12 protein-coding genes and 2 pseudogenes are annotated in these 13,304 nt (G+C 60.1%); 7 read left to right on the top strand and 7 right to left on the bottom strand.

What is annotated here, in order from left to right; all coding sequences use genetic code 11:
• The first annotated feature begins 60 nt into the window (after positions 1-60).
• Positions 61-396, top strand: coding sequence for a WGR domain-containing protein (locus EN808_RS31055; protein ID WP_348630950.1), 336 nt, complete (start codon positions 61-63; stop codon positions 394-396).
• Positions 397-981: 585 nt separating this feature from the next.
• On the opposite strand, the gene EN808_RS31045 is transcribed toward EN808_RS31055, so the two are convergent.
• The 6 genes and pseudogenes from EN808_RS31045 to EN808_RS31015 all read right to left on the bottom strand — a co-directional run bounded on the left by EN808_RS31045 (position 982) and on the right by EN808_RS31015 (position 6,279).
• Positions 982-1,305, bottom strand: coding sequence for a DUF736 domain-containing protein (locus EN808_RS31045; RefSeq protein ID WP_135917840.1), 324 nt, complete (start codon positions 1,303-1,305; stop codon positions 982-984).
• Positions 1,306-2,338: 1,033 nt separating this feature from the next.
• Positions 2,339-2,522 (bottom strand): annotated as a pseudogene (locus EN808_RS37325) (DUF2958 domain-containing protein); the annotation flags it as partial.
• Between the two features lie 46 nt (positions 2,523-2,568).
• Positions 2,569-3,483, bottom strand: a complete 915-nt coding sequence (locus tag EN808_RS31035) for a zincin-like metallopeptidase domain-containing protein (protein WP_135917872.1) — start codon at positions 3,481-3,483, stop codon at positions 2,569-2,571.
• A gap of 1,214 nt (positions 3,484-4,697) precedes the next feature.
• Positions 4,698-4,916, bottom strand: coding sequence for a hypothetical protein (locus EN808_RS31025; RefSeq protein ID WP_128315807.1), 219 nt, complete (start codon positions 4,914-4,916; stop codon positions 4,698-4,700).
• Positions 4,917-4,927: 11 nt separating this feature from the next.
• A complete protein-coding gene (locus EN808_RS31020; protein WP_135917838.1) occupies positions 4,928-5,314 on the bottom strand; it encodes a hypothetical protein in 387 nt (128 codons plus the stop codon).
• A 740-nt stretch (positions 5,315-6,054) separates the two neighbouring features.
• On the bottom strand, positions 6,055-6,279 hold the full coding sequence (locus tag EN808_RS31015) for a hypothetical protein (protein ID WP_135917837.1): 225 nt from the start codon (positions 6,277-6,279) through the stop codon (positions 6,055-6,057).
• Between the two features lie 394 nt (positions 6,280-6,673).
• On the opposite strand from EN808_RS31015, the gene EN808_RS31010 reads away from it, so the two are divergent.
• Together EN808_RS31010 and EN808_RS37320 are read left to right on the top strand one after the other, a co-directional pair.
• Positions 6,674-7,135, top strand: coding sequence for a MucR family transcriptional regulator (locus EN808_RS31010; RefSeq protein WP_189524205.1), 462 nt, complete (start codon positions 6,674-6,676; stop codon positions 7,133-7,135).
• Positions 7,136-7,610: 475 nt separating this feature from the next.
• Positions 7,611-7,715, top strand: a pseudogene (locus EN808_RS37320) (histidinol phosphatase); the annotation flags it as partial.
• Between the two features lie 150 nt (positions 7,716-7,865).
• Here EN808_RS37320 and EN808_RS31000 read toward each other — a convergent pair.
• Complete coding sequence (locus EN808_RS31000) at positions 7,866-8,129, bottom strand: DUF2285 domain-containing protein (RefSeq protein WP_135917835.1); 264 nt, start codon at positions 8,127-8,129, stop codon at positions 7,866-7,868.
• A gap of 492 nt (positions 8,130-8,621) precedes the next feature.
• Between EN808_RS31000 and groES the strand changes: the two genes are divergently transcribed.
• The 4 genes from groES (at position 8,622) to EN808_RS30980 (ending at position 13,215) form a co-directional block, all read left to right on the top strand.
• Positions 8,622-8,918 carry a co-chaperone GroES gene (groES, locus tag EN808_RS30995; protein WP_135917834.1) on the top strand — a complete coding sequence of 99 codons (297 nt, stop codon included), beginning with the start codon at positions 8,622-8,624 and terminating at the stop codon, positions 8,916-8,918.
• A 62-nt stretch (positions 8,919-8,980) separates the two neighbouring features.
• The gene (groL, locus tag EN808_RS30990) at positions 8,981-10,633 is read left to right on the top strand and encodes a chaperonin GroEL (protein WP_135917833.1); all 1,653 of its coding nucleotides are present in this window, start codon (positions 8,981-8,983) and stop codon (positions 10,631-10,633) included.
• A 40-nt stretch (positions 10,634-10,673) separates the two neighbouring features.
• Positions 10,674-10,934 carry a hypothetical protein gene (locus EN808_RS30985; RefSeq protein WP_135917832.1) on the top strand — a complete coding sequence of 87 codons (261 nt, stop codon included), beginning with the start codon at positions 10,674-10,676 and terminating at the stop codon, positions 10,932-10,934.
• Between the two features lie 319 nt (positions 10,935-11,253).
• The gene (locus EN808_RS30980) at positions 11,254-13,215 is read left to right on the top strand and encodes an EAL domain-containing protein (protein WP_135917871.1); all 1,962 of its coding nucleotides are present in this window, start codon (positions 11,254-11,256) and stop codon (positions 13,213-13,215) included.
• The last annotated feature ends 89 nt before the right edge of the window (positions 13,216-13,304 follow it).

Raw genomic sequence — 13,304 nt, 5'->3', positions numbered from 1 at the left:
GCTCCCGTAAAGAGGTCCCTTCGCAAGAGCACTGCGAAATAATGCGCGCGCTGCCGACCCATGACCGCACTGAATCGGTCGAGCCGGTTCGATTCAAAGAACTCGTTGGACGTCGCTTTCGAAGTAAGCGAGACTCCGGCCATGGAGAACAAGGAGGCAGGCCCGGTTTATCTTCGCCGCATAGACCCGTCGCAGAACATGCGGCGCTTCTATCCCCTTGTGGTCCAACCAACCCTGTTCGGCGGGGCGTCGGTCATCCGCAACTGGGGCCGGATCGGCACCAACGGCCAGTGGATAATGGAAACCTTCGATAGCGAAGACGATGCGGCCATCGCGTCAATGAAGGTTGAGCGCGCCAAGCGTCGGCGCGGATATCGCGCCTCCGATCCGGCCTGAGGCTGGGGACAGCAGGCCCTTCGGCGTCGCGTTCAAGGACATCGTCGAAGTGGCGAAGGACGGCGAGGACACACCGGCTTGCAGTCCAGCACAACGGCACTCATCGCCGTCCATGGCGAGGTCGGGCGATGCTCGCCGATACTGGCTAGGAGCCCAGCCGTCCACGATCGTCTCGAGTGGCTGATGTCCCCCAACGTGGTGCCGATCCCGGTCCAGATCGTCTCGGCCTCGACACCCGCAACCACCTCATGGCCGCGAATCCAATCGCTGCGCATCGAGTCCCAACCTTGCCGGCGGAAATCGCCTTGCGAGCGCAGCGTGGGCCAGCGGGCATGAGGAAGCGCGCTGGGTAAGCCCAATATAGAAGGCGGCCTGGGCGGTGTTGAGAAACGGACTGCCCTTCTTGGCGGGCCGCCGCGCTGGTTCTCATCGTCCATGATGATCCTCGTCGCTTAAGGAGAAGCGCGGGCGAAGGATGGTCGAGCAAGGTCGCCTTGGGGACGGGCGAAGAGTAGGGAGCGAGTTTTCGCCGCTTTTTTCGGAAGAGCCCCGCGCCGGTTGCGGCGCGGGGCCCGAGTCAGGCAATCAGTCGGCCGGGTTCCAGATGATGGCGTAGGTGTCGTCATCGTCCTGTCCGGCGGCGCGGCCGAGATTGGCGTAGAGTTTTCGCGGGCCGAACTCGGGTGCGGCGATCGACAAGCTGACATAATCCTTGCCGGAAGCCTCGCCGGTCCGGATCCAACCGGCGCCGACTTCGATCCCTTGGGTCAGCACCCGGAAGTCGGGATGGTTCTCGGCGCTCTTGGCCTGGTTGGGCACGATGGCGATCTCGGCGCGGACGCTGAGCGTCTTGAGCTGGCCCTTGTAGCTGCCATCTTCCTGCTTGGTAACGTATCCGATCGCGGTCATTTCGAAGTTTCCTTTTTGCTGTCGCCGGGGACCATTCCCCTGCGATGGCGGACCGTGATGGGCGCGTCCGGCCCGCCCGAACCTAAGAGGCCGAAGCGGCAGCGGAGGACCCGAGCGGACGGCTTTTTTGAAGCGCGAGCGGCGCGAGGAGCCGCCGCAGGCGGCGGGGAAAAAAGCTGTCGGTCGAGGGTTTAGGGCGGGCAGGATCGCTCATAGGTCATCAAGCCAGCGGCAGGGGAATGGGCCCGGGCGACAGTAAAAAGAGATGCTGCGAGACGCGGTCGCCGCAGCCAGGCAGTGGTCAAGGCGACGATAAGGATTGCGGACGCTTCAGTGGCGTGCCAGCGCAATCGTGCTCAAACAGCAAGCGCGATTGCTCCCGGTGGCGGTGCTGATCTTCGGTCAATAGAGAGTACGAACTGCTCAACACCGGAGCGGAGCAGCGCTGTCGCATGGAATGCCTGGCTGTCGATGCAGCGCCACAGGCGGACATGCGGCGACGTTCCAAACGTCGCCGCCCACCATCCACAAACGATCATTCAGACACGAACAACGAACGGACCTTCGTCCACTGATCGGCGGTGCGGAACCGGCCGCGATCGGTGTAGGACTCGACCGGGAAGTTCAACCAGCGGGGCAGCCAGCCCTCGATCTGTTGCCGACCCTTTTCGCCGGCAAGGAAGTCGCGCATAATCTTCTTTTGCGTCTTCACCTTCTCCGATGCATTGCCATCGGCGACGTCACTGCCGCCGACATCGGCGAGCATTGCGTTGGCAACCTGCCTGTCGCGCAACAGCTCGAAGAAGGCACCGTCCGCTTGCCAATGGGCGCGCATGTCGAGGCCAAGATGATTGCCAAGCGCCTCGATGATGGCACTGCCGACGCCAAGTGTTTCGGCCATGACGAGCGCCAGAACACTAGCGACATCGTCGTCCGGAAGCGTCAGCAGACGGGCAAAGACGCTCGCCAGCGCGAAGTCATCGCAATTGCCGCCGGCGACGGGACCAAGCGGTCCCTTGAGCGCTGCCGAGTTCGGGAAGCCGAAACCGAGGTCGCAAAGGCCAAACAGCGTATCGCCGTCGGCGTCGAGTTCGGTCAAAAGCCAGGTCGCGGTACCAATCGGTTTGAACAGTTTTACGACCGGCACATGGTCGGCCTCTAGCTCGGTCGCGCCGTTGGCGAGCAGCCGCGCGCAATTCATCGATGATCAGGATCATGGCAAAACTCCCAGGTCGAGTTGATTGCGTTTGGCATCGCGCAGGCTCACGCCGCGATCCCCGTTTGCGCCTCGCTTGCCGCTTCAGCCTGAAAGGCGAGAAGGAAATCGGCGGCCCTCGAAGCAAGACTGGCGGCGCGGAAAATGGCGCGGTTGTCCTCGCGCAGCACCTTGAGCCATGAGGCGATATAGTCGGCATGGCGCACCGTCGGCTCGATGCCGAGGCTAGAGCAGGTGAAGGCGGCCGTAAGCTCGGCGACCAGCTCCTCGCGGGCATAGGTCTTGGTGCCAAACGAGCCGGAGAAGTCACGGGCAAGCCGGGTCGGGTGTCCGGTCCAGTGGCCTAACTCGTGGAGAGCCGTTCGGTAGTAATTGACCTGTTCGAAGAACGCGGGCTGCGGCGGCAGCTGCACGAAATCGGCACTCGGCATGTAGAAGGCGCGATCACCACCGATGCGGATATCGGCGCCGCTTGCACGGGTGAGAGCTTCGGCCTGCGGGATGATCTCACGTTCCGGCAGTGGCTCGGCATCGCGCCAAAGATGTTCCGGCAAGCCCTCGCATTGAGCGACATTGAAGACGGTGAAGCGCTTGAGATAGGGAACCGCCTGCGGCTCCGCGTCCTCGGCCTTGGCGCGTTCCTTCTCATCCTTCGGGACAAAGCGATCGGCATGAACGATGGTCGTGCCATGCTCGCCCTTCCTGACATTGCCGCCCAGCGAAAGCGCCTGCCGGAAGGTGAGCCAGTTCTGGCCGGGGTATGAGCGATCAATCACCGCGCCCCAAAGGATCAGGATGTTGATGCCGGAATAGTTGCGCCCGGTGGCGGCGTTCTTTGGCAGCCCAAGGCCAGTCTTTGCGCTACCCCAAGGCTTGACCCAAGGCACCTCGCCCCGCTCCAGATCGGCGATGATGCGGTCGGTGATTTCGGAATAAAGGCTGGCTCTGGGCTGCTCGCCCATCTTGCCGCCAACGTCTCCACGGGTACTGCGTTTGCCGGTCTTGCGCACGATGAAATCTCCGCTCGCCAATCTCGCTGCGCCCTCCCGGAAAGCGGGGTGGGCGGCGAGAACGACCGGAAAGGCCCGCCGTCAGAGGTGGCCGGCATCCGCAGGGCCGAAACGAAGTGGAGGACCCTGAGCTGAAAGCGAAGGGTTGCGGGCCGCCGCGGCGGGCCTAGAAGGGAGAGCCGCCCACACCGTGCCGCCGGGAAGGCCAACCAAAAAGACAGCTCCGCCAGAATGTCGGCAACCGTCACAGCCTGCAAGGGCTGCCTGCGCCAGGGGGCGAAGCCGAATGGCCGAGACCGCCTGAGTTTGTCGATGACAAAGCGGGCTCGGTTCACGAGCACCCGGTGCCGCGCGATCAGCGCGCAGGCGCCACTCAGGTCCCCGACAACTGCCGGATCCAGTCGAAGTTCTCGAAGCTGCAAAGATAAGATGTTAGACAGATGTGGACTCTCTCTCTCTCGCGCGCGGTCGATCCAGCGAGCCGGCGCTTGGCCGATCATGTGCAGAGGCAGCTAGGAAACCCACGGCGAAGCATCAATCGGCTGAAGCGGGACTCGTTCCTCACCGAACCGCCATCACGCGACGAGAAGCTGGAGGTGGAATGGCAGCGGCTGCTACAGGATGATGAGGTTGTCCAGGAGGACGAGATCGGGCAGATCACGGACGCGATCAAAGCCCGTTGGTTCTCGCCGGTACTCTTCAGGGTCTTTCCTCAGTTCGTCCACTGGTTTGTCAAGGTATCCCGAGCGGAGCCGGCACTGGACCGGCCTTCTTCAACGCGACCGCATCGAATAGTTCTTCCCCGCGCAGCCCACCCTGATAGTGGGCGATCAGGTCAGCGGCCGGCCTTCTCGCTTTCGCGGGCGAACCCGCCTTGGGCGCAGATTTGGTCGAAGATGTCTTGGAGAAGCGACAACTCACCCGGTTCAAAGAAGCCACCATTTGCCGGCGCGACTCACATTCCCTGCATTAACCGTTAATAATAACCCCCAGCTCTTTGAGAACCACTCAATTTGGATAGGTATTCATTCTGGTGAGACCGGGCGAAAGGCAAAAACAAGTTTCCTCCGGTGCCTCTTCGGGCCAGGGGCGGAATGCTCGGTCTCGCGTATGAGTCACATCTGATGCGTGCCCACTGAGACGGCGCGCTTGGGTGGTCCAGCAGCCTACTTCAGCTTGCTTAATTCTCGCCTGACCATGACAGCTATCGTGGTGGATGTGGCAAAGGCATAGACGACCAACTGGGCCGCTGGGCCGAAGCCCGTTCCTGCCAGCCAAGCCAAGCCCAACACCGGAATGCTGATCGCACTTGCCGAGGCAATGAAGACCATGAAGGCCTCAATGATCGGCGCGAGATAGTCGAGGAAGGTTTCTTTCCGATCCATGCTCCACTGTCTCACCAGATGCCTTGGCTCTTGCAGTATGAGATGATAGCGGCGCTGTCGGTATCCGCTCCACCTATTTGCCTGACGACAAATTCTGCCTGTCCCGTTTGTCTGTAAGTCGCCAAGACGCCGACAAAGGGCGTTTCGCCAGCATAGCCCCCGAAGCCGTTCTTGGCGTTGACCAAGCCGCAGGCCAGAACGACACCGTCCTGGGCACCGGGAAAGAGAACCGCTTTGATCGGCCCGACCTTCGCGCTGTCGGGGTCCTTCAATTGCAGGATCACGGCGCGCCGGATCGCAGCCAGCTCATTGTCATTCAGATCATAGCGTTCCTGAGCGACTGCCGCCGATGCAAGAGCAACGGAAGCGGCGAGGACCGCAGTTCTTAAAGCGACCATGAAGGTTCCCCCGGTGGGGAGAAGATGCCCCGTTTCCGTACCCGGCGCAATAATTGGAAGTGCGAAGTCAGGGGCCAGCGGCGGGAGGCGAAAGTTCGCAGGTCATGGCTGGCATGGCGGGCGTATGCAGGCGAACAGCAGCCGGGCTGGTTGGGATGTATTCTCCTAATCGTCCTCGGGTTGTTGCCGCGTCGATTCCAATTGGCTGTGGGTTGCTCTGGGCATCCTTCCTGATGAAGGTCATGCGCGGCTCACCAGACGCAAGCCCAGACTTCTAGGCCTGGGGCGCATTCATATTCCCGGTAATAGCGTTTTTCTTTGCGGCCCCGGTTGCGCGACTTCTCTCTTGGGAGTGCCACGGGCCAAGATCTTGACACCCGGCTTGAGAAGCTGACAGCTGCCAATGCCCAAAAGGTCTCAGCGAGAAGCGGTCAGGCTAGACCCTCTCAATGTCTTCGCGACAGGCCAAATTGCCAGAACGGCGCAGCCGAAAAGCGACCGTCAAATCCGCCCCGGAAACCGCGACTTGTCGCAACCGGTGTCTGGGTCACTCGAGCCCTGCCAGTCAGACCCGGCGCGTGGTGGCCTCTCCCGCTAGAGGAACCGTGCCGCCCCAAAAAGGCACAGGTGACGCAGCGTCAAGACTCAGCTATGGGTGCTGCGTACACTCCCTGTCTGGCCGGCGCCCAGTTCAGGCAACCACCACCAAAAGGCGCCGGCCCTTCTTCATATTCGTCCCGTCAGATCACCCGCTTCTCCCAACGGACTTCTACCAGGCGCCGGAAGTGGATCGTGGGCGACTGTTCGCTGGTTGGATGGAAGAGCTGTGCGCTCATCCACTCCCGGCTCAAGCCGCGATCATCCCACGCCGACGCGGCGATGCGATCACCGCCGAAAAGGAAACTTGCCGACTGCTCCCGCCTGCGGGTTGCCCCGGTTGGCCGCTCGATCGACAGCTGGTACATGTTGGAAGCTCTCCCACATGCAGTTCGAAGAATGCCGATCCAGCTCTTCGTCCTACGCTGTGAGGCTTGGAGATTTCTCCTTTCGTGCGTTTGCCTATGGAGAGTGACAGGATCCGGGCATTGTAGGTGCTGAGCCGAAGTAATTTTCGAAGGCTGCTTCAAAGCCAAAACGAAACGGTCCTGCTGGAAATAATTGTTCGTCCACAGCCAAAGCGCCAATCGATCGTTCCGGTGGAAGTTAAGGGTAGCCGATGCGCCATCCATGTGCATTTGGCTAGCGCTTCGCCCTGGAAAGACGGTATTGTGGTAAGACCTAACGCAACTTTCATTGCGTTCTTTGGCTGCTTCATTAATGAAGCCGAGCTTCCCAGAAGCCAAAAATCAGGAGCACTCCGTGACAGAAGAAGCCGAGAACAACACTGACGCCCTCATCGAGCTTACCGCCGACGTCGTCTCTGCCTATGTTTCGAACAATCCGGTCCCCGTGGGCGACCTTCCGGGCCTGATCGACCAAGTGCATGCCGCGTTGAAAGGCACGTTCGGTGGCCCGGTCGCGAAGCCCGAAGCCCGCCCGCCTGCCGTTCCTGTCAAGAAATCGGTCACGCCCGACTACATCATCTGCTTAGAGGATGGAAAGAAGTTCAAGTCGCTGAAGCGCCATCTCGCGACCCACTATAGCTTGACCCCCGACGAGTACCGAGCCAAATGGAATCTGCCGGCAGACTATCCGATGGTCGCGCCGAATTATGCCGCGGCTCGCTCTGCTTTAGCCAAGACCATGGGTCTGGGTAGAAAGCCTGGTCAGACCGAAGAGACTGCACCTGCAAAGAGGGGCCGCAAGAACGGCGCGGGCTAAGCGTTGTTCCGGCGTGCTGACTTGAAAGGCGGCGAGAACTCCGCTTTTCGCCGCCAACCCGGCGAATTCCTCAGCGGTCGGTACATGCTGCCGTCGGTCTGGCTCTTAGGCAAGCAAGAGCCGATCATCTTTCCTTTGCTGAGATAGACTGAGAGAAGCGGGTGTTATGTTTCGTGACAAATGCAAAACGGCGCGCCGCGCGCGTTTGTCGAGGTTCGCCCCCTAGAAATGGGCTCAGCTGTGGGCGGGCTTTGTGCTTCGCATCCTCCACTCCGTTGCATCCCTACCACCTCGTTCAGCGGCCAAGCCAGCCGCTTTCTGCCGCCAGGGAAGAGCTCGGATTTTGAGAGCGGATCCAGCCCGATGGGGGTGCACCGGATGCTGACCATTACCATTAAAAATCGTATTCCCTCCCGCCAACGGCGCAGCGCAGTTTGTGACCTCTCAAAATTCGCCTGACGTTGCCTCCAGCACTCGCCGCGCCGTCGCCCAACTGATCGCCTTTCTCGAACAACAGGCAGAGACCACTGAGGCCATCACCGTGAAAAATGCGGTCGACCTTGGCCGCACGCCGTGGCTAAACGCCGCTGCAGCGAGGAGGGAGGTTGACAATGAATAGACGTCAGCAGAAGCTTGCAATCCAGCAGGCTCGGATGTCATGCCATTCTTGTGGCTGACGCCGTGATGACGTCTGAACAAGCAGCGTGTGTCGCCGCCCGTTCACCCTCATTTACGCGAACAATTCCCTGTAACCGGTTGTTATCATCCAGTTCGCTCGATCGAGATGGCTTCGCGCTGCTTTGCGCGCGCGCACCGGCTCTTCCGCCGGATCGATGCCGAGGATGACCTGCGCCATCTCCTCATAACTGGCATCGTCGGCGGAGGCGTCCAGGAACCTCAAGTAGGTCTTGGAGTGCTCCTTGTCGTAGGCGGTCAGGCTGTCCGACCACGGGACTTCGTCTTCAAGACCTGGTTCAACGTCTGTGTATTTCATCACGATATCGGGCTCCGAAAACAACTGGTCCAAGATTTCGCTTCGACAGGCTACCGAAACCCGAGGGGAATATCGACCTCAAGGCGACATTCCGATCATCGTCTGCAAGTGCCTGCTCGAAGCGAGAAACGCTCCTTTGTCGATGCAACTCCAGGTTAGGGATGAACTGCTAAAAGCTCAAGACTGTTTGGCTCGCAGCCGAGTCCGCCGACCGCTCGACCGTTAATTTCACATAATTTCACAATCCAATAGACATAAAAGTCGGCCGAGAGCAGACGGCGCGAAACGCGCTCAGACATTGGGATGCGCCCGTAATGGAGGCCAGGCTTCCATGTCGATTCCAAATCTTTTTGCTCTTCGGCTGTCCGCTCATCCGTCTTGACCAGGACGAACCTACAGCCTATCTCACCGCCACGTTGGCACTCCCCGCTGACGAGTGCTAACCGGGCTCCGGCAACGGAAACCTTTCAACATCCGCACAGGGATATCAAAATGGCTAAGTCGAATTTCCGGCCGCTGCATGACCGCGTGGTCGTTCTTCGGGTCGAATCCGAATCCAAGACCGTGGGCGGGATCATCATCCCGGATACGGCGAAAGAGAAGCCGCAGGAAGGCGAGATCATCGCCGTCGGCTCCGGCGCCCGCGATGAAAACGGCAAGCTCGTGCCCCTGGACGTCAAGGCCGGCGACCGCATCCTGTTCGGCAAGTGGTCGGGCACTGAAGTCAAGCTCAATGGCGAAGACCTTCTGATCATGAAGGAATCCGACATCATGGGCATCATCGGCTGAATTTCGGCCTCTCCATCAACTGAGTTTTCGGGCTCTTCCCGAGCCCCTGTCAGGAGCTAACCATGGCTGCCAAGGACGTAAAATTCTCCCGCGACGCCCGTGAGCGCATGCTGCGCGGAGTCAACATCCTCTCCGACGCGGTGAAGGTCACGCTCGGCCCCAAGGGCCGCAACGTCGTCATCGACAAGTCGTTCGGCGCCCCGCGCATCACCAAGGACGGCGTCACCGTCGCCAAGGAAATCGAGCTTGAGGACAAGTTCGAGAACATGGGCGCCCAGATGGTCCGCGAAGTCGCTTCGAAGACCAACGACATCGCCGGCGACGGCACGACCACCGCGACCGTTCTCGCCCAGGCGATCGTGCAGGAAGGCAACAAGGCCGTTGCCGCCGGCATGAACCCGATGGACCTCAAGCGCGGCATCGATCTCGCCGTCAGCGAAGTCGTCACCGCCCTCGGCAAGGCTGCCAAGAAGATCAAGACTTCGGAAGAAGTCGCTCAGGTCGGCACCATCGCCGGCAATGGCGACGAGTCGGTCGGCAAGATGATCGCGGAAGCGATGCAGAAGGTCGGCAACGAAGGCGTCATCACCGTCGAGGAAGCCAAGACCGCCGAGACCGAGCTGGAAGTCGTCGAAGGCATGCAGTTCGACCGCGGCTATCTCTCGCCCTACTTCGTCACCAACGCCGACAAGATGGTCGCCGATCTGGAAGACGCCTACATCCTGCTGCACGAGAAGAAGCTCTCCAACCTGCAGGCCATGCTGCCGGTCCTGGAAGCCGTCGTTCAGACCTCGAAGCCGCTGCTCATCATCTCGGAAGACGTCGAAGGCGAAGCCCTGGCCACGCTGGTCGTCAACAAGCTGCGCGGTGGCCTGAAGATCGCCGCCGTCAAGGCTCCGGGCTTCGGTGACCGCCGCAAGGCCATGCTGGAAGACATCGCCATTCTCACCGGTGGCCAGGTCATCTCGGAAGACCTCGGCATCAAGCTCGAGAATGTCGGCCTCAACATGCTCGGCCGCGCCAAGAAGGTGTCGATCTCCAAGGAGAACACCACCATCGTCGACGGCGCCGGCAAGAAGGCCGAGATCCAGGGCCGCGTCGCCCAGATCAAGCAGCAGATCGAGGAGACCACCTCGGACTACGACAAGGAGAAGCTGCAGGAACGTCTGGCGAAGCTCGCCGGCGGCGTTGCCGTGATCCGCGTCGGCGGTGCGACCGAAGTGGAAGTCAAGGAAAAGAAGGACCGCGTTGACGACGCTCTGAACGCGACCCGCGCGGCCGTGGAAGAAGGCATCGTTCCCGGCGGCGGCGTCGCGCTGCTGCGCGCTTCGCTGGCCATCGCTGTCAGCGGCGCCAACTCCGATCAGACCGCCGGCATCGCCATCGTTCGTCGCGCGCTGCAGGCTCCGGCCCGTCAGATCGCGTCGAACGCCGGTGCGGAAGCCTCGATCGTTGCCGGCAAGATCCTCGAGAACAAGGGCGCGACCTTCGGCTACAACGCCCAGACCGGCGAGTATGGCGACATGATCGCCATGGGCATCGTCGACCCGGTCAAGGTCGTGCGCACGGCTCTCCAGGACGCGGCCTCGGTCGCCGGCCTGCTCGTCACCACCGAAGCCATGATCGCCGAAGCTCCGAAGAAGGAAGCTGCCGGCGGCATGCCGGGCGGCATGCCCGGCGGCGGCATGGGTGGCATGGGCGGCATGGACTTCTAATCCAGCCTACCTGGCTAAAGCATACGAGAGGGCGGCAGCGATGCCGCCCTTTTTTTGGGGCGAACCTTGGTCCGAAAAAACGACGGCGCGAACCGACGAGCGGGCTTGCTTCGCCTTCGAGGAGATCGAGACCGGCATCTCTGCAAAACTCGCCTGCGTCCCGCAGCGTTCCCGACTCGATCGTGGAGAAGGCCTTCGTGTCTGCTGGACTTTGGGACGGCTCGTCGAGTGCCAGCCTTCAAAGGTGGGAGGTCAGCATGCCTGCACGGGCCACCGGATCATGACGATGCTGCCCGACTGATCCGACCGGATAGAGCCAAAGGTCCTCAGGGCGCATAGTGTAGATTTTCTGTGCCAGCGAGCTTTGGCAGCAAAGCCTGCCGTTCTTTTGGTTAGCCGACTACAAGGCGGAGGGCGAACGGGCATAATTGGGATCAGGTTGGGTCGGCGATGTCCTACGGGAGCATCGCGTTTTCACTATCTTCGAATTTCCGAAGCCCTTGGCTTCCCAACTGGGCTGTCCACATTTGCGGTTGAAATTTACTTTTTCAGAATTGTTCGGTGTTAGGGGACCGACCAATACGCAGCTGACTACTCTACCGCGGGGGAGTGAAGGAGTGATGCAGCGTCTGTCTGCCGCAAGGCTCGGCGACCTTCTGGCCGGAGACCTGCGTGTTTTTGGCGGGCCCTCAACGATCGAACCGCTTGCCGGCCGCATCAGGGCGGAGCAGGTCAGTATCGTGCTTCGCAGCACGCTTCTTGGCATGGTTGCGAACATACTCAATGCGGCCACTTTTGTTATCGCGGTCTGGGGCTCGCCCGACCAGACGAAAGCCATCCTCTGGGCGAGTGTGATCATCGCCGCCGCTGGGTTCGTAGGCCTAAGAGCGAGATCATCGTTTCAGTCAGTCAAACCAAGGTCAGTGTCTCGCCGGACAACGCAAAACCTGGTGCGAAACGCCTTCCTGTTCGGCACTTGGTGGGGTGCACTTCCCGTTCTGTTCTTCGGAGGAGCAACGAGTGCCGCCCAGGTTGTCATTACCTGCCTGAGCGCTGGCATGATCGCAGGCGGTGCCGCTTCTTTTTCCACGATTCCTATTGCGGCCATCGCGTATACGCTGCCGATCTTCGTCGGTTCAGCGGTTGCGATTGTGTGGCTGGATGGAGCCGTCAATCTGCCCGTCGCAATCCTGATGGTAAGCTACGCCATCACGCTGTTTCGTGCCGTGCTTGCTCACGCGTCCGAATTTACCCGACGCTGCATTCTGCAAGCGGAAAGCGAAAATGCCATTCGCAGGGATGTTCTAACGAGTTTGCCAAACCGGTTCAGCTTCAACGAGCGGCTGGAAAACGCGTTGGTGGACGCAAAGCAGTTTGACCAGCACTTTGCGTTACTCTTGTTCGATCTTAACAATTTCGACGAGGTGAACGATCGCTTTGGCCGCGCAATAGGGGATGCCCTTTTGGTCGAAGTGGCTGCGAGACTTCGGAAATCGACGCGGGAGAGCGATGGCATCGCGAGATTGGAGGGCGACGAATTTGCTATAATCGTCACGTGCGATATTAGGCCAGATCAAATCAGGTCCTTAGCCAAACAGATCATCGATGGCATGCGCACCCCTTTCATGATTGAAGGACGCGAAATATATTGCAGGGCCTCTATCGGTATCGCCTTGGCGCCCACTGATGGTTTGGATGCCAATCAACTCCTGCGCTGCGTCGACACCGCGCTGCACAGGGCCAAGACGCTGGGGACGGGTTCCATCCAGTTTTTCAGCGCAAACGACGATGAAGCTGCCACAAGGCGCCATGCCCTTGAACGCGATCTGGCATCTGCGCTCGCCAGTGACCAGCTTTGGCTTGCATTTCAACCCTTTCTCGATCTCGGGAGCGATCGCATCCGAGGTTTTGAAGCGCTTCTGCGGTGGCAGCATCCGACCCTTGGCGCGATCCCTCCCTCGGAGTTCATACCTATCGCCGAAGAAACGGGTTTGATTCACTCCATCGGACACTGGGCTGTCAAAACGGCTTGTTCGGCGGCTGCGCGCTGGCCGCGCGACTTGCGGGTCTCCGTCAACTTGTCGGCAGTGCAGCTTAAGAACAAGGCCTTGCTAGATGGAATTTTAGAGACCTTGGCTGAAGCCGCTTTGGAGCCCCGTAGACTGGAGGTTGAGATTACAGAAAATGTTCTAATTTCGAATTTTGAAGAAACAATTTCGTTATTACAATCGTTAAGTTCGCTGTCCGTAACAGTTGCTCTTGACGATTTTGGTACTGGCTATTCATCACTGACTTATCTTCGGAAATTGCCTCTTTCGCGGCTCAAGATCGACCGATCTTTTGTCCAGGATCTGCTCACCGATGCGGACTGCGCCGCGATTGTGAGATCATTGGTTGAGTTGGCGCATGAGCTTCGAATTGAGGTGACGGCCGAAGGCGTCGAAAGTCCCGAACAGCTCGACTGTCTGCGCCGCGTCGGATGTGATGAAGCTCAGGGCTATTTAATCGGGAAACCTGTCCGGATTGACGACATTCCTGGCATTGCTGCGAAGCCGTTTGGTCAGAAGCAGGTACTCGAGTAGCAAGACCGGCACCTTGGCGGCGATGGTCTGGTTGTCTCGAATCTCGACGAGGACGGCCGCCTTGCTCAGGTAGGCTGAAGGCCGCAAAT

Source organism: Mesorhizobium sp. M8A.F.Ca.ET.165.01.1.1, from assembly GCF_004792065.1.
Taxonomy (GTDB): Bacteria; Pseudomonadota; Alphaproteobacteria; order Rhizobiales; family Rhizobiaceae; genus Mesorhizobium.
The sequence above is the reverse complement of the archived record's forward strand: the minus strand, read 5'-3'. Positions and strand labels throughout refer to the sequence as shown.